Below are 22,761 nucleotides of genomic sequence, written 5' to 3' on the forward strand. Positions count from 1 at the left end.
TGTTTGAGATACTAAATATGCTCGCATGAAGAACCTGACCTTAAAATATAACCTACTCCAAGTATCTGTCATTGTATCTGACCAGTTGAGCTACAAGGGATGAGCCAAAGAATTGAAGACGCAATCGACAGATTATTGATTAATTCTAAAGGAGAGATCAAATCAAGGCTCGCAGAAGTAGTTTCCCATATAAACCTAATTGACACTTCTACAATATGTCACTGCTACTGCTTAAAGGTGGATGCAAACAATAATTTAAGGCTGAATGATTTGATCGACTTTATCGATGAAAAAATCCTTGAATATGCTATTCCTAAGAAAGAAATAGATGAGGCTAGGGAATATTTAGCTCAAACAAATTCAACAGCAAAGATTGTTAGGCTAAGAAAAAAAGCTGAGGGATTGTTTACTGACCTAGAAAAAACGGGTGAAGGTGGCGAAATACTATTGTACATTCTAGTACAGGAATTTCTCAAAATTCCTCAACTTATAAGCAAAATGTCTCTTAAAACTTCCGGTCAATTACATTATCAGGGAGCAGATGGGATTCATGTAAGTTATGACAGTGCTAGTTCTACCTTAAATCTTTATTGGGGTGAGTCAAAGATGTATAGCAACATGAATGATGCGATGGGAAAATGTATGGAGAGTTTAAAAGGCTTTTTATTAGACCCACAATCATCGGGTTCTGTTCAGGAAAGAGATTTACAATTGATCACAGCCAATATATCTGCAAATGTAAACGATCCTGATTTAGAAGATGCACTCGTTCGCTATTTTGATAAAGACGATGATATGTCTAATAGCATTGTATATAAAGGTCTTTGCTTTATTGGTTTTGATATAGGAAACTATCCCGCAAATAAAATTCAAAAAACTACTGAGGTTGTAGTCGAAGAAATTAAAGAAGAAATCCAGGCGTGGCAAAATACATTGGTAAAAAAGATAAAAAACCATACCAACTTGGAACTTAAAGAAATTCATGTGTTTTTACTTCCTTTTCCCTCGGTAGCTGAATTTAGAAGGATTTATTTAGAGACTATTAAGTAATGCTGGCTGATAAACTATTTAAACTAAAAAGCTTTCAAAGACAATACGAAGCCTTGATAACTCTAAGTGTTAGCGGGAGCATTCCTGAATTAGTTTGGGAAAACCAAAAAGAAAACCTTGTTGCAGCGATAGATTGGAATAATATGCTTGGAATAGCGAGCGCATTAAGTTATTCCGATCAAAATGAGCATTTAGATGCCGCGCTGAGAATTGCTCAAACAGCAATCAGCGAAGACGATACTAGTATAACGCAAAAAGAAGGTGCGGCTGTAATTCTACAAAGTCTAACAAACAAACCAGCAATTAAACTGGCGATTGAGCGAGGAAGAATATCAAATGATTTTGAAGAACATCTTCCATTGCCGTTGAAACTTCAGAAGCTGCGTTCAGATTTCGAAAACTCTATAACACTAGGAGATCAAACGGTTTCGCTAAATAAGTTTCAAACGCGGGTACATAACAGCTACCTTGAAAATGATGCGATAAGCATATCCGCCCCAACCTCCTCTGGTAAATCATTTATCCTTTGCAGCATTATTATAGAAGAACTGTTAAAAGGAAATAGGAACATCGTCTACTTAGTGCCAACACGGGCACTGATTGCACAAGTAGAGGACGATTTGCGTAAGCTGCTGGATAAATACAGACTTTCCACCGTCAATTTAACTACTGTTCCGCAATACGATACTATACAATATGATTCAAACATATTTGTTTTTACGCAGGAACGTCTTCATTGGTTCTTAATTGAGCACATAGAATTTAGACTGGATATTATCATCGTAGATGAAGCACATAAGATCGAAGATCCCTATAGGGGCATTCTGCTACAGCAGAAATTGGAAGAGGTTATTTCAGCCAATCCAAGTGTAAAGGTATATTTTTCAAGCCCGTTTACATCAAATCCAGAATTGTTACTGGAAAGCATATCTATAGAAGGAAAAACCGAACCGATTAACACGCAATTTATAGCTGTCAACCAAAACCTAATCTATTGCACACAAGTTCCGCGTAAATCAAGCCTGTGGGAGTTGAATTTGTCACTCGTTGATAAAGTAATAAAACTGGGCACCTTGCAAATGACTGACAGACCGACAACCGAACTGAAAAAGATGGCCTTTATGTCGGTTGCTTTTTCAGGGAACAGCACAGGAAATATTATTTATTGTAATGGCGCTGCTCAGGCCGAAGATATTGCACTCGTTTTGTACGATAAGCTTTCAAGTGAGGAGGCTTCGCAAAGGGTAAAGCTTTTGATCGATTTAGTAAAAAAAACTGTGCATTCAGATTACCGGCTTGCCAGAGTATTAGAAAGGAAAGTTGCATTTCATTATGGCAACATGCCGCTTCTAATCAGACAGGAAATTGAGAATCTTTTTAAAGATGGGGAGATAAAATATCTGATCTGTACTTCGACCCTATTGGAAGGTGTTAATTTGCCAGCAAAATCAATATTTATTAGAAAGCCGAAAAGAGGTAGTAGGACACATCTCAATCAAAGTGACTTTTGGAATCTGGCCGGACGCGCGGGACGTTGGGGCAAAGAGTTTAGCGGTAACATCATATGTATAGAACCTGCCGACTGGCAAAATCCGCCTAATCCTGAAAAGAAAAAGCAAAAAATAATCAGGGCGCTTGATATTATTGAGGCAAAGCAAGGGGAACTTATTGAATATATTGAAACAGATACTCCCAGGGCAATAGCTGAAACAAGACAAGACCTTGAATTTGCATTTGGTTATTACTATGCAAAATTCATACAGGGCAACTTGACAGAACATACGAATCTTGAACCAAGGCTAATTGAGCTCTTCACAAGTATCAGGGAGCGTATTCAACTTCCTAACGAAATCATCACTCGAAACCCCGGAATTTCACCATTGGCGCAACAAGATCTGCTGGAATATTTCCGGTCTAAAATTGCTGACGCAGAAACATTGATACCAGTTTACCCCGAGGATGAAAATGCTCATGATGAGTACATTAAACTAGTCGGGCGTATCGGAAAAACCTTATCAGCATATCCCGCGCAGCTGAATACATCCAGATCAATACTTCTAATGAACTGGATGTCTGGCAAACCCCTCTCGTATATTATCAGAGCTGCTTATAATGCCTACCAACGCAACGAAAAATACGCAGCTACTAAAAACATCCATGTGGTAATTAGGGAGGTTATGGACAACGTCGAGACATTTGCCAGATTTAGATTTGCAAAAGATTCCAGTTGTTATGTGGATATTTTACGGTTTTTCCTGAACGAATGCGCCAGGCAAGATTTGCTTGAAAATATCCCTCAGTTAAATCTTTGGCTAGAATTTGGTGTATCCCAAAAAACTCACCTCTCGTTGTTGTCTTTAGGACTTACACGTAATACGGTTGTAGAGTTATCCAATTATATTACTAATACCAATATGACTAAGGAAGAGGCTTTAAAATGGATAACTGAGCAGGATATGGCACAATTTGAACTTTCTCCCATAATACTTGAGGATATTCGTTTAAAGACCACCAAGCATGTTAATTAAAAAAGCCCGTTATGGCTGATAAGCAATGTTTCCTTGAGCGAATCAGTAGATCGTTCTGAAATATTCTTTCCAAACCATTTGGTTTTTTTTCGATTTTCAGGATCATAAACAAAACAGATTACTCCTGCAATTAGTATGTAAACTATAATTTGAATTCTCGCCTCCTAAACCGGTTCGAAAAAGGTAGGGTTAAACTTAAGATTACTTGAGTATCTGGAAATTTACAATCTCTATGCTTGATGCAATTCGGAAAGAGATTGTAAATTAAAATTTTGCTTTTGTGCCTATTCAGTCGAATAACTCACTTCAATACCAGTGATCTTATCAATCCTTTTGAAAAGCTCAACGAAGTTGGTAAAAACAGCAGGTTCTTGAATTTTAAGAACTTCATTGGCAAACGAATTTTTGTTCCCAATAATCTCGTACACGTTTTCAATTGCGGTCTTTTTTAGTTTATTATGTTTGTTTAATAGTTCGTGTGAAAAGTAGTGCTCTATCTCCAGAAAATTGAAAACCTGTTTTTCCTGAATATAGTGCTCTCGATCCGCAATAGCAGGCAGGCACAAAGCATAAACCTCCTGATTTTGAAGTTTCCTTAAAGTATGATTTTCTAAATCATCAAAGTTCTTTAATCTTCGGAACTCTTCCAGGCCACCACTGTCTCTATCAAACAGCCCAATTAGTTTTTGATCTTTAGATAAAATAATGGAACCATTTTGGATTATTTTGGCTAATTCTTTCACCCCCGCATTTTCTTCTCCTGCAGCTTTTATTTCCCAGTAAGGGATGTTTCCGCTCGTTAAAACCATAAACGCATGCTCTAATATTCTTGCATCCGTCTTACCTTCTGTTATAACGATATACCGTCGTTCAGAACGAATTTTGTCGTAATTTGTGAACCTGAGTTTGCCAGCTGGAATGTCTGTTAATCTTTTTAATGGTTCGCTGAGTTTATGGTAATCCTTTTTAACAGCTTTCTTAAGTTCCTTGTAATTCTCTGTTTTGCTCATTTCCAACGCAAGATCTGCCAACATCACAAGGCTGGGATCGTGTGTTAAATTGCTTTCAAATATGAGTTTTTCAAGTTGCGAGCTTTCATTAATGCGTTTTGAATTAAGAGTTAAAGCTAATTTTAGGCTTTTATACCCTGAACTAGTGTCATTTAAATGCTGGTATTGATTATAGAAATCAGTAAAAGATAAGTTTAAGGGCTCTTTAAGAGTTATGGAATTAAAGTTCTCATAGAAATAGAACACATTCATCAATAACAAAATTGGCAACTTGTAATTCTTAAATAGAGCGTCCTCATCAGAAGAAATTTTCATTAAAGCTTCATGGGCTTGTATATTAATATTAACTGCCATGTCAACCCCTTGCTTTCTGATTTTATTGTCTGTCTGGTATAAAGACTGCATTAAATATCCTAAACCCATTACACCCATGAAAAATTCATTGACTTTTGATGAAGTTTGCACTTTTGTAATAATCCTCATCAAAAAATCAGACATATCTCTTGATTTACCGGCGTAAAAAAATGATGCGTTTTGCCAGTTTATATCAAAAAAATTCTCGACCAGGAGATTTTCTTTATTCCGTTGATGCTTGAATAATTCAATGGCTCCATAATATTCCATGAAAGAATCATGACTAAATTGAACGTATTTTCCATCCTTGACAAGTAATATCCCGGTGTTATTTATTAGATATTCAAGTACGTCTTCAATATTTCCCTTTCTTATTGGAATGGTTTTATCTTTATAATAGGCGACAAAATAATCGAAAAATTCGTTTTTATCCATCGGAGTATGTTCCTTGCGCTCCAATAGCGCTAACCCATACAGCGATAAAATTCTTTCTCTAAAGGAGCTATCGATGAACTCCAGTCTTGAAGAGACAATTGCTTTCCCCAGCAGAACAGCGTTGAAATTGTCGTAAATATCTGTTATGGTTGCCGGTATTTCTAAATTATTTTCTTCATAAAGAATTGATATCAACGATAATGTTAACGGCGTTATCGGTAGCTTTTCAAGAATACGGTTATCCTTCAATGCATCTAAAAGAGCATCTGCTCTTGATTGTTCATTTTGGAAAAAATTGGAAATGAAACGCTTAATCTGATCATTATTGAATTTTTCGATTGAAAAATTATCCGCCTCTTTTAGAATTGGGCTTGAATAGAGCTTTTCATGATTCCTCGACGCGATTATAAAGTTTATACCCTTATTCTTATAAAGCTTTTCTAGTTGTGATAGGATAGTATTTTGGTTAGCCTCCTCAAGCTCGTCAATGGTGTCGACTAATACTGTAATACTATAATTGCTGAAATAATCAAAACCTTCATCAAAGAAACTATCTAACTTTTTCTTGATTAGGGTTTTTAAATCGTAATTAGCCTCAAACAATTCAGTAATCGATAAGAAAATTGGAAGGTTTTTCCTCTTATCAGTACTTTTATTTAAAGAGATGAGATGTTCTCCAATTTTTTTTAAAGAGGTTGTCTTTCCTGTTCCTGCTGACCCGGATAAAATGAGTGGTTTAGAATTTGAGCAAAGTTGATCCATACCAACTTTTTTCCTGATAGGGGTGCCTGTATTTTTATCCTCAAAAAAGTGATAGTAATTTGGTTCAATAAAAATCTTTAAAAGCTTATCATATTTTTCGTTAAATATTTGAAGTTTTTTTAAGTCGCTATCTCCATGAATGGAATCGCAATAAGCACGTTCATATTCTAATAATTGAACGTCATCATGTTTCCAAAAGTCCGGTAGATGCTTATCGACAAGCGGGATTAGATCATCTCTTCCGAGAAAGTCAATTGTAAACTTTGGCAAAAGGGTTTTTATATCCACTTGAAAACCTTTTGTGATTACATTATTACTAAAAATAAAGAATGTTACTATTTTGTGGGTGTCGGAGAACTTTTCTATAGAAGACTGGTAAACTTTTGTATGCTCGGAAGCATTTAGCTTTTCATCTAAATAGATAAAAGCATGTTGATGTTGTGACAAAGGGCCGGAATAGGTTCCTGTCACGACATCTCCAATTTGTTTAATTGATGTGTAGCCGAGTTTTTCGACTACAGCTATAATAAGATGAAAAAGTTTTTCTTTATCAAGACCTTTAACACTATCAATTTTTTGTTTTTGCGGTGCTGCAATTACGTCCATACTTTAAGTTATTTTAGGGAATTATCCTGGGTGGATTTCATGCTTGGCTAATATATCATTAGTAATATCAATTATTTCATCTATTACTTTTTTGCTCAGATCAGTTGGGCGCTTTGCTAGTTTTGTTAGTTCGGAAAGCTCATCTTTTGTGAGTTTATATCCATATTCCTGAATGGCTTTTCCGATTGCTTTAGAGATATATAACCAAAGACTTACACATTCCCGTTCATATTCGTACTGCATCTCTTCTATCGATTGATTGCTAATTCTCATTGTCCGATTTTTGATGTTTTCCAAATCTAGGGAATATGCTCTCTCCGCATGCTCCATTTTTCGATATATGTCGGCATCCGCCCCCGGTACACCGCGTCTGCCACAATTATAGATTCTTCTTAGTAAAAACTCATATTCCATTGCCTCCATTAGTTCACATTTATAGTGCAAGATAGAGAATTTATTTAGGCAACTTGTCCAAGTGGGCATTTTTCGAACAGGAATTTTGTATTCTCAAATGAGTAAAATATGGAAATAATCTATTCCCAAAACATGACGTCACACAACTAAAGGCATTAGAATACTGGAAATAATGGCATGAAAAGTTACCCTTTAAGAGGAGAAATTAATTTTGGATTCCGTGTACAGAATTGGTAAATCAGCCACAGACGACGATCATAAAGCACTGGAAATCAATTTAATAATTCACCATAACAATGTAACACTACCTTATTATTGACATGTTGTCAACTTTTTCGATTAAGTCATTCCTGAAAATTTGCGATTTAGATTTAAGTATAATATTATAAAAGACCTTTCTTCAAGTGCCTTGTTATTGCTGAATTAAAAATTCGATTGTGGTTTCTGACTTGATTTTTTATAGCGGGCTCGTCCATTATGATACTTGCCTTTTTTGCATAAGAAAAATAGTTAGTGCCTGAACGTTTTTTTATCTCTTCAAATTCCATTGAATATTGCCCATAGCTATTTCTCACCAACTTTTTTCTCTTAGTGAATTGTTGTTCGGTTTCCAATTTCAGTATGCTATAAGTCCTTTTTAAGCCACCGCGATATATGGCTGGACCGGACGATGTATGCTTGCTAATATTAATGGCTCTATTTGCTTTCTTTTTGACCGTGGAAATCATTCGTCTATAGAATTTTGCAAGGTTGGCGGACTTGATCAGGGTTTTCTCGCCATAGAATTCAAAGCCTAAATAAGTCAACGGTTTACCAATGGCTGAACTGTTTTTTGATAAAAGAATTGATGTTAGTTTGTTTTTTCGTGGGCTAATTTGAAAATATTTGAACAGATATTTTTCTGTTTTTTCTGTGCTAATCTTTACATGACTTTTTATTATTTCATCAAGAATGAATTTTTCGGTATCATTGGCTTGTTCTGGTTTGCAAATAACCATTATATCATCAGAGTATCGACGATAAAAACCGCCATACCCGTCAACGACTGTTTTTAAAACTTCCTTGTCAAATTCCAGCAAATAAAGATTTGCCAGTACCGCACTTATTGGCAGCCCCTGTGGTATGCCCACGGGGATATTATTTTTCATAAAGGGATGCTTGTATACTGTAAGCTCCTTGTTTTTTATAGCGTTTCTAAAATCAGTCACTGATTCAAAAAAGGCTTCTATTCCATGTTTTTTTCTAATTGATGCTAATTTTCTTTCGTTGAAACCGCTTCTACGTCCTCTGGTACCTCGCTTAACACGCAAATCGTCTTTTAGGATATATCTAAATTCCGTAGCGGCTTTGAAAACATTAAAATGGTCTGCATTTAATCGAGAAACTTTGAGTAGACTGCACCAAGCTTCTTTGAGTTTATCGTGGTTTAATTCACTAAAAAAACTTTTAATGTCAAACATGAGTACCACACACCCATCAGATGCTCGTTTTTTTATTTCATCAAAAGCTTCGTGCGCAAAATGAATTGTACTTTTCCCAACCATTTCCTTCTGTTCTTCTCCATCTTCCGATGGTTCTTCGCTATCAAACTCATCAACGCCTATTTTTCTGTAGGCTGTTACACAATCAGGTAATCCGGCATATTTCTCCAGTTCTTCTTCATAAAGATTTAATAAAAGCTCGGCATAATACCCAAATATCATCGAATCAATATGTGTAGCATAATGAAGCGGCCTTAGTTTAGCGGTTTTTTTATGCTTGCCTTTTTCTTTATACGAATGTCCCCTTGGTTTACCTTTAGTTAACTTTTTAAATTTCCGTTCCTTAATAACAGAATGAATTAAGGGGAAAAAACCATGCCTGCCGACAAATACCTCGTTCTTTACTTTGGTAAATATTTCCTCGTATTTTTTTAAGATATCGATTTTAGGAGTAATGTGCAGATAGCCTCTCCCTTTTAACCAGGTCGGCCTTTCATTAAAGGGAGGGATCATAAAAAAACCTTGCAGCCCGGTGTAACGGGTTTTTATTTATAAACATACTTACTATTTGTAAGGCCAGTACCCAATAACTGAGTCACACATTTTTTTTCCAATGTAATATATAGACTAGTAAACAATTTAACAACAACTAAGATGCTATTGATAATTCATTTCATTATCCGTATATTAGTGATATGCTGTATAAGCACTCCTGAACACGTTGAGGTTCATTCATTACTACTGCTACTCCGCGGAGTTGTAGAGGTGATGAAGACCCTAACTGCTCAAATAGAGCTCATTCATGGCAATCTCTTACCTGTTATCCTATTTCATATAACAGTAAATTTCTCTCGTCATTTTAATGATTTCAGCAAGAAATTTTGTGGCCTAACTAAATGTCTATAACCCTCAAGCTGCAAGGCGTTTACAAATATACCAAAGTTGTTTCAATTATTTTTTAAGTTTACGAATGGAATCTAAAATATTTAGCATTGGGGATGTGGTGGCCTTAAAAATTCATCCGTATCAAAACAATCTAACTGATATAATAATTAGCGGGGATCATATTATGTTACCGCCCTTAATGGTAGTAACGGAGGTTTTTAAAACAAAGCAAACCATACTTGGCACACTGGGGCCAATAGATACCTTTAAATATAAATGTACCTGGTTTTCACCTAAGCAATATAAATTTATCGATATAGATGCTTTTGAAACAGATCTGAAACTTATAGCATTAAGCACAGTTGATATCAACAAGGTCACTTTAAAAAGAGGCGATAGAATAACATTGAAATCAGCTCCATACGAATTGGGTAAGAAAAAATCATCCCTTACTTATGAAGATAACGCGGTTAATTTAGGCAATGGGAATACAGTCATTAATTCATTTCTATCTTTTTTACCTCCTATAATGCAGGTACTGGATGCTAAAGAACATAAAAGCACTAATCCCATTGTAGACAAAAAGACCAGTAAAACTGTACGTGAAGTTCATGGTTGGGATATAAAATTTTCATTATTTGACCCAACAACAGACAGGATTGCTGAATACTCGTTACCATTGGAAGCCGTAGAACTGGTCGAAGACGTAGATGAAATTAAGCTAAGCCTATTGCAAGGAACTATTAATAAGTCGGGATATCTCGCTATAAGTAGCGTAAAAGGAATTTCCTTAGTTAAACCTCGGCACATAGCTAACAGAAGTGGTTATTACTATTTACGTGCTTACGATTATATAACAAATAAAGTTGAAGAAATTGAGATAACACAACGTACTGCTGTCAGGCCGATAAAAAATCCATTCAAAACTCAAGTCCCCGAATTTGATATCGCCCATAAACCAAAATCGGCGACACCGCAATTTATAATGAATGAAATTATTTTGGCTGTTAAAAAAGCAAAGAAGAGCAATACATTTATTAGGATTAAGTATAAAAACCGTAATGAACAGCTATCCCATAGGACATTAAAAGATTTTACAATCATTACTGTGAAAGAAGATAGAAGGGATGTTTCCTATTTGGTAGGTTACTGTTTATTACGGCAAGCGGAGCGGAATTTTAGAATTGATCGCGTGCAAAGTTTGCAAGAACTTAAAATGAAAGTAGTTTAAACATACACTTAAAGAATTAAGCCGCTGACAAAAAAATCACCTTATTGCCCCCTTAATAGCGAGCATGAAGGCAGTCGATATTCATCGAAATTTTTGATGGTTTACTTAAAAGTTTGGCGATGAAAAACTTTAAAACTTACGCTCTGTACCTATGGCGGATTCGAACCATCGACTAGAAGATTCTAAGTCTTTTAGTCCTTATAGTTTCACTAAAATCATGGTTAAATTCTTTCGAATGGTTATTTGTTTTTTTCAAAAAAACGTATATATTAAGCAATTGCAACTAAAAAATACAGACAAAAAGGTGAGTGATTCGGTGAGTCACTTTTTAAAAACCTTCCCAGATAATCTTTAAACGCTGAAAATTGAACGAAGTTCACATCCCAGCGGGTTCACACCAAAGAATACCAAAATGTATAAACCTTGCAATCGCACGATTAGCTGGGTTTTTGCTTTTAGGGAATTGCCAATATTCGCATTAAATCTATTTTTCTAGGGCTGGTCGAGATCATAACAGATTTTAAATTGGTTCTTAATCAATCAGAACTGCAGTCAATGTTGCTCGTTTTTAACTAATAAAAAATGTTCCAATTTGAAATCTAAACAGATACAGCAAAAAAACAATCACCATCGTGATTAAATAGGATTTGGCATACTTGAAGTTCTTTCGCCTAAAATTTACAACCAGGGAGATGGCGCAAATCAGCAATACCAAAATCACAGCTCCCCAATTCCCGATAAACATATTAATCGGTAAACTTTCAATCACTGAAGATCTTTGCCCTTCGCCAAATAAAACAGAAAATGCAATAGGAATACCCAACATATAAATAACTGAACATAACAGTATTGCAGAGATGCAAACCAATAAGAAGTGAATAATATTAAGTTTTGCTCGTAATATCTGGTTCATGAGGTAGTTTGTAAACTAATATTACCTACTAGTCATCTGCTTACATTAAACCTTTAATGTATTTATTAACTTGAGCCATATAAAGATCGCTATCAGTATCTTTCGTCATTTTATAAAAGGACTCTATATGATTACAATCCCATGTTACCAGTTGTGACTTTGCATTGAGCCGCATAAAAGCGGAGTAATCTGTTGTCTTGGTAACCATATCTTTCATACCAGAAAACAATAAAACTGGTATTAAAGTACGTTTTTTGTTGGATTGAACATATGCTGCCGCACCCTGAGGAAGCAAAATATGCTTATTTTTTATTTGTAAGATCCTGTTTACTAACAAATTAGGATCAATAACAAAAGAATCTAATATTGCACCTTTTATAGTTCTATCTGTATTCAAAACGATTTTTGAGACAATTGTTCCCATTGATAATCCATACAAAATTACCGTTTTTGCTCCGTACTCACTTTTAACATGGCTTAAAACCGCATGTAAATCTTCTGCAAATTCATCATAATACATCATATCCTTATTAATCTCAAAGTCTGAACTTTCTCCAAATCCCCGATAATCATATAACACAACATTGTACCCTGCCATAAAAAATGCACGTGCCTGACCTAAACAGTTGGACATATTTCCAGCGTCAGCATTAGAGACAATAATAAACGGTTTCGATAAATTATTTTGCAGAAAAAACCACGAGTTGAGATTCACGTAGCATTCACTTTTATTTTTTTCGTTTGATATTTCAAACCAAGCTGTTCTGGTTTTACTTGATATTCCCGGGAAGGATTAATGGCGAATAAATGGAAGGCCAGCGGAAATAAAATAAGGAGGCAGAAAAGTTTTTTCATTGGTATCGTTTATTCTTTAAGCAATTAGGTGATCCTGATAATTTATTGAAGTTAATATGTGAAGCATTAATACAGCCTTGATGTTCATTTTACTTGTGATATGACTAATAATCAAGAAGTATGCGTTTCAAAAAAGGAAATTAATTCAGGGTAAAAGTCTTCAATACTTTTATATTGGCTTCTGTTGCCTATATAATTATCCATAAAAAGATACAAGTCTTTTGCCCATTTAAAATGCTTTGATTGATTTTGTATTTCTATCTCACCACTTTCTTTTCCAAACTTTTGTGCTAATATTTGTGCCACAGAGGCCCTCACTAACAACTCATCAACTTCATTTTCCCACTCCTTTTCTGCGATTTTTTTTCCGTTAGCTAAAATTAAAAAATGGTCTCTGATTTTAAATAAACGATCATGATAGCGGACTATAAAATTTTTAAGATAAATGTGACTGCATTCATGAGCCACCACATTTAGTGCAGGTTCGAAAACCACAGCACTATCATCTGTTAGTTTTTTTGATTTATCTTCTATATATCCTACTTTGGCGATGATCTTTCCTTCAAATTTTTTATTGGTTATGGTGATGGCGTTACTTCCATGGTTACATAAAAAATCAGTGTAAATTATATACTCGCCTCTTTGTTTAGAATTATAAAATGAAGCTACGTTGTCAAGTATCCCACTTTTTTCGATATAAAGTTCTGCTCTTTGGTTAATCCTTCGATATTCTCCCTCGTGTTTATTTATAAATTTTCTCACCTGGCAATCTTTATAAAAAGAATTAAAACGTACCAGAAAGGTATCTATCGAAGAGTTTCTAACGTAATTGGCCGCTGGTTTGATTTGTAAGGTAAAGGGGTAGTTTGCCGACAAAAAAAGACCTAACGAAGCCATGTCCGGCCCATCCCAATTTTGTAATTTCCGGTACCAGTTTAAAGATGGATGCTCATGATATGGTTTGAAATATGCCTTAACCTCACGGTAATAAATTGATGGAGTAGGCTTGGTATCCAGTGTATCTGCAGTTGCCAATGTGAAGAAAATGCTTAAAGCTTCCACCCGGGGATCAGTTTTTACTGAAAATATCTTCTGGCCGTAAGATAGCGTTGAAAAGAAACTAAGTAATAAAACGGATAAGCGCTGAATGATTAATTTTCGGTTCATCATAAGAGATCGTAGCTGCTGAATGTCAATCATCAATTTTAATCAAATCTGAGTGGCCATCAAAATAAAAGTCTCTTTTAAACTGAACAAAATTATATCTCCATCTATTTAGGCCCAATCTTTCGCAGCTGGTTTAATGGCGTCCCCAATTTAAAGATAGGTTCCGCAGTGGCAAGTGTTTCCAGTCATGACCTCGTTAATACCCTCATTTGAGGGATTTTTATTTTTAAAAACAGAAACAATTAAATGGCACCATCGCTTAAAAATGGAAACCATGAATAGATAGCAGTGCACACAACTATATTTTTACAAACAGGAATTGGCACATATAGAATGGATAGACCTTAAGGCTTAATTTAAATCCTTTACCCATCAATTTATATTATATATTGTGTTCACTAATTTAAATTTAAATGAGCAAAAAAGCCGTAGGCATAGATGGGTGTAAGTTTGGTTGGATTGCTGCCTGTTATGAAGATAAAACAATCAACATCTTTAAAACGATTGCAGCGGTATGGGATCATTTTGGGAATGATTGCGATTTTCTCATTGATATGCCTATTGGTTTACCCAGTATAAATATTCCTCTGCGAACCTGTGAGCAAATGGCCAGAATGGTGCTACCCAAGGGAAAGAAATCGAGTCTTTTTCCTGTTCCCTGTCGGGAAGCTTTTGCTGCTGAAACCTACCCGCAAGCAAATGAGATGAATCGGCGCGTTTTAGGTAAAGGGATTACCAAACAGACCTGGTTTATTATGCCAAAAATTTATGAACTGGATCAATTGCTGATCAGAAATGATCAGGCAAAATTGAAGTTCAAAGAATCTCATCCCGAAATTGCCTTTCAGTTCTTAAATGCCGGAAAGCCCTTAGCAGCCAATAAAAAAACCGACGAAGGCATTCGGGAACGGCTACAGATCTTAAAAAAACATCAGCCACAAATAGAACAGCTTTACCGCAGGGCCTACCAGGAATTCAGAAGAGTTGATGTAGCAGCTGATGATATTATTGATGCCTTATGTTTATCCATTATGCAAGTTAAAATTCAGGATAACAGGGAATCCGGAATTCGATATACTTTCCCCGAAAAACCAGTTATGGATGAATCAGGAATCGAAATGGCCATTTATTATGCACCTTAATCACTGAATCATTTCATGCTTTAAAAATTCAAACATGACATCCTTCCATTGATTTGCAAACAAGTTTCAGGGCTTTGCATACAACTGCACTTTAAATCTTCCGGACATTTGATTTATAAAGAAACATCATGGAAATCAAAAAAATAAAATTAGGAAATCAAGGATTAATTGTTCCGGTAATGGGATTGGGTTGCATGGGCATGACGGGCTTTGAAGAGGCCAATATGTATGGCCAAGCCGATGAAAAAGAAGGTATTGCCACCATTCACAGATCTTTAGAATTGGGCGTAAACTTTCTCGATACAGCAGACCTTTACGGACCATTAAAAAACGAACAACTCATTGCCAAAGCCATAAAAGGTAGACGAAATGATTACATTATTGCCTCTAAATTCGGTTGGGAGATAGATGACAACAATAAAGTAACCTGGGCAATTAATGGTCAGAAGAAATACGTAAAAAAGGCATTGGAGCGATCTCTTAAAAACCTTCAAACCGATTATATCGATTTATATTATTTACACCGTTTAGATAAAAACACGCCTATCGAAGAAACTGTTGAAGCCATGAGTGAGCTTGTTAAGGAAGGAAAGATCGGTCACATCGGTTTATCGGAAGTTTCTTCTGATACAGTTAAAAGAGCGCATGCCATCCATCCCATAGCGGCCGTGCAAAGCGAGTATTCATTATTTGAGCGCACAGTAGAAGAAAGAGGCATTTTTCAAACCCTAAAAGAACTGGAAATTAGCTTTGTGGCCTATTCACCGCTTGGAAGAGGCTTCCTTACGGGCGAAATTCGCACCATAGCTGATTTACCAGCCGATGATTTCAGGAGATCAATTCCACGTTTTCAGGAAGCCTACTTTCATAAGAATATAGAATTGGTTGAAGCCATAGCTGCCATGGCAAAAGCTAAAAACGTTACCTCCTCTCAGCTGGGTTTGGCCTGGATAATGAACAAAGGCATTATTCCCATTCCGGGTACTAAACGCAGAAAGTATCTGGAAGAAAATATCGCAGCTGCAAGTATTCAACTCAGCGAAGCTGATATACAGCAACTGGAAAGCATTATTCCGTTGGGAACCGATACAGGCAGTGCATACGATGAGTTTAGCATGGGTCTTCTTGATTAAATTGATTGGCACGGTTACATCATCTACATGCAACTGTGCCATTTCACATCCTTTTTATATTTAAATTAGCATCATGAATACCATTCCCTCTATTTCAGCATTTCATCGCTTATTATCCCTTCCAGAACCACTCCATCCATTAGTGAGTGTGATCAATCTAAATGAATGTGTTTTCCTGGAAGATGAAGTGTGGAAAGGCTTTATTAACCGATTTTATTGCATTGCCTTAAAACGCGAAGCAACAGGAAAGATTAAGTATGGGCAGCAACACTATGACTATGATAAAGGCGTATTAAGTTTTACAGCACCAAATCAGGTTCAATCGCTCGATTTGCAAACCATGGAATGCGGTTCTGGTGATCTGCTCATCTTTCATCCCGATTTTTTACTGAAACATTCCCTCGCAAATACCATTAATCAATATGGTTTTTTCTCTTACGCCGTAAATGAAGCTTTGCACCTTTCTGCGGAAGAAGAACATAATTTAATCACCATCTTTAATAAAATAGATAAGGAATGTTTACATATCGACCGGCATACACAGGAAATCATCCTATCTCAAATCGAATTGCTGCTTAATTATGCAAATCGCTTTTACGAGAGACAATTTATCACCAGAAAAAACAACAATCACCAGTTACTTGTAAAGTTTGAAAAGGCAATTGATGATTATTTTAATGAAGACTATACGGCTAAATTTGGTTTGCTCACCGTGCAGTATATTGCAAACAAACTGAATTTATCGCCCAATTATTTAAGTGATTTATTGCGGATTCATACCGGACAGAATACGCAACAGCACATTCACGAAAAATTAATTGAAAAGGCAAAAGAAAGACTCTCTACCACAACACTATCCATTAACGAAATTGCTTACGCACTCGGCTTTGAACATGCACAATCATTCAGCACACTGTTTAAAAAGAAAACGAATTTATCACCTGTGGCCTTTCGGAATATGCTCAATTAAGAGCGATATATTTTTTGTTACATATAAAATTGCTAACATTTGCCCATAATTACTTTTTCAGCACATACTTTAAATTATCAAATAAACGTTGAATTAGTCGCCTATCATTTGTTATAATCTCAGCAGATCCTTTTGCTTCTGTTTTAAAAGCTAACTTAGTTCCGTAATTTGTTTTCAACTGGTTTGGAAAATCTACCAGTAACATATAAGTTTCCACCTCGGTTTTGTCCGTCTTAGTGATATTTGTAGTGAGCGAAATAGATTTAATGCGTCCAGTTACAGAACCATATTCCATATATGGATAATCATTACACTAAAGCTGATTCTCACACTTCCAGCGCTTTTGCTTTTCATATTTATCTATCAATAGGAAAAGTGCGTAAATCCATTAGCAATTAATTAGCTCGCCAAATTAGAATCTTTTCGTTTTAAAATGCAAGCCTGTATGATTTCTTCATAATTCCTTCATCATTCTTGATGACATTTAAATCAAATGGTGGTGTGGCATTTAAAGCAATTACAATTAGTGGCCTTGCTGCTTTGGCAGGTGCTTCTGAATTTACTGGTTTAGGTGAAGCATATGACGGAACGGTTGGAGTGGGAATAGCTGTAGGCACTTTATCGTATGATATTTATCAAGCAGCTCAAAGTCAATAAATAAGATGTTGAATAAACAGATATCATATACATCAAAAAGTTATAATATGGGAAAAGCATTTTTGTATGCTTTTCCCATATATATATCACTTACTCTCTTGGTAATTTATATTGGAAAATTATTAATGATGCCCAAATTTGGTGTAGTTGCATGGATAATATTAACTATTATTCCATTTTTATTTCAGAAAAAATTTAAGTGCTCATTTACACGAAAAACTATTTTGGATTTCAAGCCTGATGCCTTTAAAGTAGCTGAGTATGATTTACAAAATGAAGCACTCAAAAATGAATCAGTCTACGAGTGGGATAAAATTAAGGCTTACAATTGTTATTTCTCGGCATCAAGTGTCACTTTTATAACTTTATATCTCCGCGATGGTTCAAGTAAAAATTTATCATTTAACGATAAAGACCAAAAGACTGCCATCATGGAAGAAAGTGTATTCAGCCTTTTTTATTCCTTTATAACTGAATACAATCTTAATAAAGATACTGACAATAAAATAGTTTTTAGACCAGGTTTTTTCACCACCAACGCCGGGTTGACATTAATTGTTTCATTATTAATTGTAGCCATTATCTTAATTATTATCCATTTCATTTTTCACCCTAAATTAGCAATGATGTCTTTAGCGGGACTATTTATTATACTTGGTTTATTCGGAAAACGAAAAAAAGACATCATGTTCAAAGATAGGTTGGCAAACCTTGAACCTATAATATTTTGATACTTACATTTTTCTATACCATTTAATTTATCACACTACTCATCAAGCCAAAATTTAAAGTACATTCTTGATGACATTTAATTTAATCTCGAACCAAAAAATTGAAAAAACAAAATTTACTTTTTCTCATTCCATGTGCTTTCATCATTTATGTAGGATTGAAAATATTTTCAGCATTGAAGGACGCTAACCAAGAACAATTGAGGGAGGGCATATTTATGCCTGAGAAAACAGGTGATTATAAATTTTTATTTTCTAAAACAAAATCTGACGCTATTGAGCCAGATTTTGCACGTTTTAGCCGGGTTTCTTTTCCTATCTCAACATTCAATTACACAAAAGGATATGATAGCTATAAAATTATCATTTATAAGTTTGTCACTAAAGATGCTAATAAACTATTGTCAAGTATCAACTTAACTGACCAAAACACTTCTATTAATGGAAAAACATATAAACTTATCAAACTGACTGAAGATATTGATGCAAATAGCAGTTTTGACAGTAAGATTCAGCGTATTCACCATATCAGCATTGCATTAAATGGTAACTATATAAGGAATACAATTAAAACTGATTCATTATTAGGCTATAATGTCCAAATAAATAATATGGGTATTAAGTTTAACAATAATACAGATCCAAATATTTGTTTCTTCAGCAATCATTTATTCAAAAAAGTTCCTATTCAAATCTTATTTTATAGAAAAACTAACTTTCTATACCTCCTGCTCTTAACCTCAGCAAACGCTAAAGATATAGCCAATGCTAACTTGCTATTAAATTTAATCGATAAAAAATAAAAATGTCTTCTGATTACTATTGCTTCTAGTTTTGCCTGGAGGCTGTATAAAAGTTACTAAGCGTTCCGCAACAAAAACAGAAGATCCTGCCGATCAATAACAAGCTACAAATGTTGCAAAAACTGTTGGGATTACTTAATATTTACAGAGCTAATGAAAATTAAAAAAAGATATTTTTTAGGCTTAGTTGTTTTAACATTTTTAATTTATTGTGTATTCACATTAATAAAAATGCACAGCATTACAAATGTGTTAATTCTTCCAAAGAAAACAAGCACTTATGCCGATATTTTCTCAAAGTCAAAATCCGATTTAATTAAATCGGATTTGACCTATTTTAGCAAAAACAGATTACCTGTTGCAACATTCAATTACGATAAAAACTTTAAAATAATCGTTTGTAAGTTTAATATCTCAAATAAATCTAATATTGAAGATTTTATTAATCTAACCGAACAACCGTCACACCGTGCATATGGTATGGTCTACAATTCAATTTTATTTTTAAAGCATTTTAATTTTGAATTAAACACAGAAACTAAACCAAAAAAGTGTAACCACATAAACCTATCCCTATTTGGAAATTTGATAAATAAAACACGAATAAATGGTGATATCTTGGACTATTACTTAACCCTGGATCATTTATCAATTAAATTAAATGGAGAAAAAGATCCTGAAATATTTGTAAGTAAAAAACAACGAGCGATGCCAACAGAAATATTGTTTTCAAGAAAATATAACGATCTTTTTATAATATTAATGATCCCAAATACTAATGATGATGTAAAACCTAACTCGCTCCTTAATTTATTTACTCATTAAAATGAAAAATTTCATAAAATAAACTAATCTATTCACGTTTATTCTGATTTCAATTTTAATAAGTTGTACTATTAAAACGATTACAACGGATAATGTTGAAGACAAAAATAAAGCAGCGACCATATCCAACAAATTTTACGATGCTTTAAAAAAAGAGCAATATCTCAAAACTATTGGTTTGTTTAGCCCAAAATTCTTCCATGTATTAAGCAAAGTGTAACTCAAACTGTTTCATTTCTAGATTAAGGCTTCCCAGAAGCATTAGAGATTCCATCTTTCCAAGCCTATAAATAAAAACCTGCTGTTAAAAATTATTCCTGCTGTTCTTCTCCAAACAAAAATTTAGATTCTTACTTTCTATCTTTAGCGACTATGATTAACTTACCAAAGAAATAGAACATTACTTATGAGTGAAATTAAATGGGGAATAATTGGTTGTGGAGATGTAACTGAAGTAAAAAGCGGACCTGCTTTTAATAAGGCGCCCAACTCTTCGCTGGTGGCGGTAATGCGGAGAAACGCAGCAAAGGCTGAAGATTACGCGAAACGGCATCAGGTTGCAAAATGGTACAGCGATGCAGATCAATTAATTAATGATCCGGAGGTAAATGCGATTTATATTGCCACACCTCCCCTACAGCATGAAGAATATACGATTAAGGCATTGGCAGCCGGGAAGCCTGTTTATGTAGAAAAACCAATGGCATTAAATAGTGAGGCCGCCAAAAGAATGGTTGCCGCCTCACATCAATACGGGGTTAAACTTTCGGTAGCACACTATAGAAGGGAACAACCACTTTTCTTAAAGATTAAAACATTGCTGGAGGAACAGGTAATTGGTGAAGTTCGCTTTGTAGCGCTTAAAATGTTGCAGCCCCAAAAAAGTGATCTTATTGCCCATGCGGAAGAAAATTGGAGAGTTAACCCGGATATTGCAGGTGGTGGGCTTTTTCATGACCTCGCCCCTCACCAATTGGACTTAATGCTTTATTATTTTGGCGAAATTGCAAAGTTTAGTGGTATTGCTATAAACCAAACCGGGCAAGACCAGGTGGATGATTTGGTTACCGGAAATATATTATTTAAAAACGGTGTGGTATTTAATGGTACCTGGTGCTTTAGCGTGGCTGAAGCAGACCAACTGGATAGTTGCGAAATCTACGGAAGTAAAGGAAAAATCAGTTTTCCCATGTTTGGCCACCAAATTAAAGTAGTAGTGGATGGAACAGAAGAAAGATTAGACTTTCTTCCCCTCGCACATGTAGAACAACCGATGATAGAAAAAGTAGTGGCCTACTTTTTAAATGATGGCAAAAATCCATGTAGCGGTGAAGAAGCGCTGAAAACCATGGAATTGCTAGACGGATTTACCAGTTAACGGATAAAAGATAAAATATTTAACTTTTTTTCAAAAACTTAAAAACAATTCTTTTGATAGATTGTCTATTATTTAGTTTGTTTGGTTTATGCTTTAAATGATGGATGTCTTTAAAGCAAAAATAATTCAGCCTCATAGAAATATGGGGCTTTCTCTTTTTACGAGGTTTTGTAAATAATATTTAAATTGTTTGCCACAAACCAAAATAGGTCATATTACGTTCATACCTTAGCTGCCAACAAACTGGTAGCTACATAGCTTGATGAACTCGGAGTATCGCCCCTGTACATAGGGTGGATAGAAAGAGATATGAAAGTTAAAACGAAGTTCCCGGCACCGAAAGGTGTCCATTTTTATGCAGAATTAAGGCAGCGAGTTAATGCCGATTTTGTTTCCCGCGATTTAAGTGTAAATGCAAACGGCCTGATGTGGCTTAAAACATTTATATTTTTAAGCCTATTTGCAACCATTTACCTGATCATTATTCTATCTGATTTTAACGGGATCATCTTAACCTTTCTTACCCTACTGCTTGGCGTAGTCTGCGCTTTTATTGGTTTCAATATTTGTCATGATGCCATTCATGGTTCGTTCTCTGCTAATAAAAGAACCAATAAGGTGCTAAGCATGTTATTTCACCTGGTTGGGGCGAGCCCGTACGTTTGGAATATTACGCATAACATTGTACACCATACGTATACCAATATTCCCGGGCACGATGAAGACATTGAAATTGCACCTGGGTTAATCCGCATTTGCCCGGAAGATAAGCTACAGCCGCATCAACGCTTCCAGCATTGGTATGCATTTCCATTGTATGGATTAGCCTCATTATCCTGGGTATTGCGAAAAGATTTCAAAAAATTCTTTCAGAAGAATATTGGGGCAAGAGAAAATATTCATCCTAAAATTGAATATTTCAATTTATTTTTCTACAAATTTTTATACTACGGCCTGTTTATCGCATTGCCCATAATCGTGATGGATGTACATTGGTGGCAAGTGTTAATCGGGTTTGTGTTATTGCATTTGGCGCAAGGCATCACAATGGGATTGGTTTTCCAGTTGGCACACGTAGTGGAAGGAACAACTTTTCCTATTCCGAATGAAAATGGAAACATGGAGGAGGCCTGGGCAGAACATCAAATGCGGACTACTGCAAATTTCGCCACGCAAAGTCCGATGGCTGCTTTTTTTCTTGGTGGTTTAAACAGACAGATTGAACACCATCTGTTTCCAAAGATCTGTCATGTTCATTATGGCCGAATCGCTGTGATTGTGAAGCAAACTGCTTTGGAATTCGGAATCCCTTATCATGAAAATATTACTTTTTCTGCTGCGCTGGTTTCACATTACCGCATGCTGAAAAAAATGGGCAGGCCGATAGTTGTTTAACTCTTTAATACACTTAAATAAATATAGGGTGTTTCC

The 22,761-nt window shown here is 35.2% G+C and carries 18 protein-coding genes; 12 read left to right on the forward strand and 6 right to left on the reverse strand.

Going from position 1 to position 22,761, the window contains the following annotated elements:
• The first annotated feature begins 99 nt into the window (after positions 1-99).
• The gene (locus SOM16_RS04875) at positions 100-1,050 is read left to right on the forward strand and encodes a DUF1837 domain-containing protein (protein ID WP_320462868.1); all 951 of its coding nucleotides are present in this window, start codon (positions 100-102) and stop codon (positions 1,048-1,050) included.
• A complete protein-coding gene (locus SOM16_RS04880; RefSeq protein WP_320462869.1) occupies positions 1,050-3,578 on the forward strand; it encodes a DEAD/DEAH box helicase in 2,529 nt (842 codons plus the stop codon). The genes SOM16_RS04875 and SOM16_RS04880 overlap by 1 nt, the downstream gene beginning before the upstream one ends.
• Before the next feature lie 284 nt (positions 3,579-3,862).
• On the opposite strand, the gene SOM16_RS04885 is transcribed toward SOM16_RS04880, so the two are convergent.
• From SOM16_RS04885 to SOM16_RS04895, 3 genes are all read right to left on the reverse strand, one after another.
• Entirely contained in the window at positions 3,863-6,745 is a 2,883-nt protein-coding gene (locus SOM16_RS04885) for an NACHT domain-containing protein (protein ID WP_320462870.1), read from the reverse strand.
• A gap of 21 nt (positions 6,746-6,766) precedes the next feature.
• Entirely contained in the window at positions 6,767-7,168 is a 402-nt protein-coding gene (locus SOM16_RS04890; RefSeq protein ID WP_320462871.1) for a hypothetical protein, read from the reverse strand.
• A gap of 374 nt (positions 7,169-7,542) precedes the next feature.
• Entirely contained in the window at positions 7,543-9,153 is a 1,611-nt protein-coding gene (locus SOM16_RS04895) for a reverse transcriptase domain-containing protein (RefSeq protein ID WP_320462872.1), read from the reverse strand.
• Positions 9,154-9,610: 457 nt separating this feature from the next.
• Between SOM16_RS04895 and SOM16_RS04900 the strand changes: the two genes are divergently transcribed.
• Complete coding sequence (locus tag SOM16_RS04900; RefSeq protein ID WP_320462873.1) at positions 9,611-10,756, forward strand: WYL domain-containing protein; 1,146 nt, start codon at positions 9,611-9,613, stop codon at positions 10,754-10,756.
• A gap of 953 nt (positions 10,757-11,709) precedes the next feature.
• Here the strand turns inward: SOM16_RS04900 and SOM16_RS04905 are convergent.
• On the reverse strand, positions 11,710-12,384 hold the full coding sequence (locus SOM16_RS04905) for an alpha/beta hydrolase (protein ID WP_320462874.1): 675 nt from the start codon (positions 12,382-12,384) through the stop codon (positions 11,710-11,712).
• Positions 12,385-12,635: 251 nt separating this feature from the next.
• On the reverse strand, positions 12,636-13,694 hold the full coding sequence (locus SOM16_RS04910) for a DUF4932 domain-containing protein (RefSeq protein ID WP_320462875.1): 1,059 nt from the start codon (positions 13,692-13,694) through the stop codon (positions 12,636-12,638).
• 410 nt (positions 13,695-14,104) lie between these two features.
• On the opposite strand from SOM16_RS04910, the gene SOM16_RS04915 reads away from it, so the two are divergent.
• From SOM16_RS04915 to SOM16_RS04925, 3 genes are all read left to right on the forward strand, one after another.
• On the forward strand, positions 14,105-14,833 hold the full coding sequence (locus SOM16_RS04915) for a DUF429 domain-containing protein (RefSeq protein WP_320462876.1): 729 nt from the start codon (positions 14,105-14,107) through the stop codon (positions 14,831-14,833).
• 128 nt (positions 14,834-14,961) lie between these two features.
• Positions 14,962-15,966, forward strand: coding sequence for an aldo/keto reductase (locus tag SOM16_RS04920; RefSeq protein ID WP_320462877.1), 1,005 nt, complete (start codon positions 14,962-14,964; stop codon positions 15,964-15,966).
• 73 nt (positions 15,967-16,039) lie between these two features.
• Entirely contained in the window at positions 16,040-16,936 is an 897-nt protein-coding gene (locus tag SOM16_RS04925) for a helix-turn-helix transcriptional regulator (RefSeq protein ID WP_320462878.1), read from the forward strand.
• A gap of 49 nt (positions 16,937-16,985) precedes the next feature.
• Here SOM16_RS04925 and SOM16_RS04930 read toward each other — a convergent pair whose 3' ends face one another.
• On the reverse strand, positions 16,986-17,231 hold the full coding sequence (locus SOM16_RS04930) for a hypothetical protein (protein WP_320462879.1): 246 nt from the start codon (positions 17,229-17,231) through the stop codon (positions 16,986-16,988).
• 182 nt (positions 17,232-17,413) lie between these two features.
• On the opposite strand from SOM16_RS04930, the gene SOM16_RS04935 reads away from it, so the two are divergent.
• From SOM16_RS04935 to SOM16_RS04960, 6 genes are all read left to right on the forward strand, one after another.
• Positions 17,414-17,593: a hypothetical protein gene (locus SOM16_RS04935; protein ID WP_320462880.1), complete on the forward strand. Its 180-nt coding sequence runs from the start codon at positions 17,414-17,416 to the stop codon at positions 17,591-17,593.
• A gap of 47 nt (positions 17,594-17,640) precedes the next feature.
• Complete coding sequence (locus SOM16_RS04940; protein ID WP_320462881.1) at positions 17,641-18,324, forward strand: hypothetical protein; 684 nt, start codon at positions 17,641-17,643, stop codon at positions 18,322-18,324.
• A gap of 101 nt (positions 18,325-18,425) precedes the next feature.
• On the forward strand, positions 18,426-19,127 hold the full coding sequence (locus tag SOM16_RS04945) for a hypothetical protein (protein ID WP_320462882.1): 702 nt from the start codon (positions 18,426-18,428) through the stop codon (positions 19,125-19,127).
• A 153-nt stretch (positions 19,128-19,280) separates the two neighbouring features.
• On the forward strand, positions 19,281-19,952 hold the full coding sequence (locus SOM16_RS04950; RefSeq protein WP_320462883.1) for a hypothetical protein: 672 nt from the start codon (positions 19,281-19,283) through the stop codon (positions 19,950-19,952).
• Between the two features lie 406 nt (positions 19,953-20,358).
• A complete protein-coding gene (locus tag SOM16_RS04955) occupies positions 20,359-21,330 on the forward strand; it encodes a Gfo/Idh/MocA family oxidoreductase (protein WP_320462884.1) in 972 nt (323 codons plus the stop codon).
• Positions 21,331-21,639: 309 nt separating this feature from the next.
• The gene (locus SOM16_RS04960) at positions 21,640-22,725 is read left to right on the forward strand and encodes an acyl-CoA desaturase (RefSeq protein WP_320462885.1); all 1,086 of its coding nucleotides are present in this window, start codon (positions 21,640-21,642) and stop codon (positions 22,723-22,725) included.
• Positions 22,726-22,761 lie beyond the last annotated feature (36 nt).

It is taken from the genome of Pedobacter sp. CFBP9032 (genome assembly GCF_034045265.1).
In the GTDB taxonomy this organism is placed as follows: Bacteria; Bacteroidota; Bacteroidia; order Sphingobacteriales; family Sphingobacteriaceae; genus Pedobacter.

What these genes read in the sequence shown, in the direction of transcription:
- SOM16_RS04875 (WP_320462868.1), top strand. Translation starts at nt 100, where the DNA reads ATGAGCCAAAGAATTGAAGACGCAATCGACAGATTATTGATTAATTCT.
- SOM16_RS04880 (WP_320462869.1), top strand. Translation starts at nt 1,050, where the DNA reads ATGCTGGCTGATAAACTATTTAAACTAAAAAGCTTTCAAAGACAATAC.
- SOM16_RS04885 (WP_320462870.1), bottom strand. Translation starts at nt 6,745, where the DNA reads ATGGACGTAATTGCAGCACCGCAAAAACAAAAAATTGATAGTGTTAAA.
- SOM16_RS04890 (WP_320462871.1), bottom strand. Translation starts at nt 7,168, where the DNA reads ATGGAGGCAATGGAATATGAGTTTTTACTAAGAAGAATCTATAATTGT.
- SOM16_RS04895 (WP_320462872.1), bottom strand. Translation starts at nt 9,153, where the DNA reads ATGATCCCTCCCTTTAATGAAAGGCCGACCTGGTTAAAAGGGAGAGGC.
- SOM16_RS04900 (WP_320462873.1), top strand. Translation starts at nt 9,611, where the DNA reads ATGGAATCTAAAATATTTAGCATTGGGGATGTGGTGGCCTTAAAAATT.
- SOM16_RS04910 (WP_320462875.1), bottom strand. Translation starts at nt 13,694, where the DNA reads ATGATGAACCGAAAATTAATCATTCAGCGCTTATCCGTTTTATTACTT.
- SOM16_RS04915 (WP_320462876.1), top strand. Translation starts at nt 14,105, where the DNA reads ATGAGCAAAAAAGCCGTAGGCATAGATGGGTGTAAGTTTGGTTGGATT.
- SOM16_RS04920 (WP_320462877.1), top strand. Translation starts at nt 14,962, where the DNA reads ATGGAAATCAAAAAAATAAAATTAGGAAATCAAGGATTAATTGTTCCG.
- SOM16_RS04925 (WP_320462878.1), top strand. Translation starts at nt 16,040, where the DNA reads ATGAATACCATTCCCTCTATTTCAGCATTTCATCGCTTATTATCCCTT.
- SOM16_RS04930 (WP_320462879.1), bottom strand. Translation starts at nt 17,231, where the DNA reads ATGGAATATGGTTCTGTAACTGGACGCATTAAATCTATTTCGCTCACT.
- SOM16_RS04935 (WP_320462880.1), top strand. Translation starts at nt 17,414, where the DNA reads ATGACATTTAAATCAAATGGTGGTGTGGCATTTAAAGCAATTACAATT.
- SOM16_RS04940 (WP_320462881.1), top strand. Translation starts at nt 17,641, where the DNA reads ATGGGAAAAGCATTTTTGTATGCTTTTCCCATATATATATCACTTACT.
- SOM16_RS04950 (WP_320462883.1), top strand. Translation starts at nt 19,281, where the DNA reads ATGAAAATTAAAAAAAGATATTTTTTAGGCTTAGTTGTTTTAACATTT.
- SOM16_RS04955 (WP_320462884.1), top strand. Translation starts at nt 20,359, where the DNA reads ATGAGTGAAATTAAATGGGGAATAATTGGTTGTGGAGATGTAACTGAA.
- SOM16_RS04960 (WP_320462885.1), top strand. Translation starts at nt 21,640, where the DNA reads ATGAAAGTTAAAACGAAGTTCCCGGCACCGAAAGGTGTCCATTTTTAT.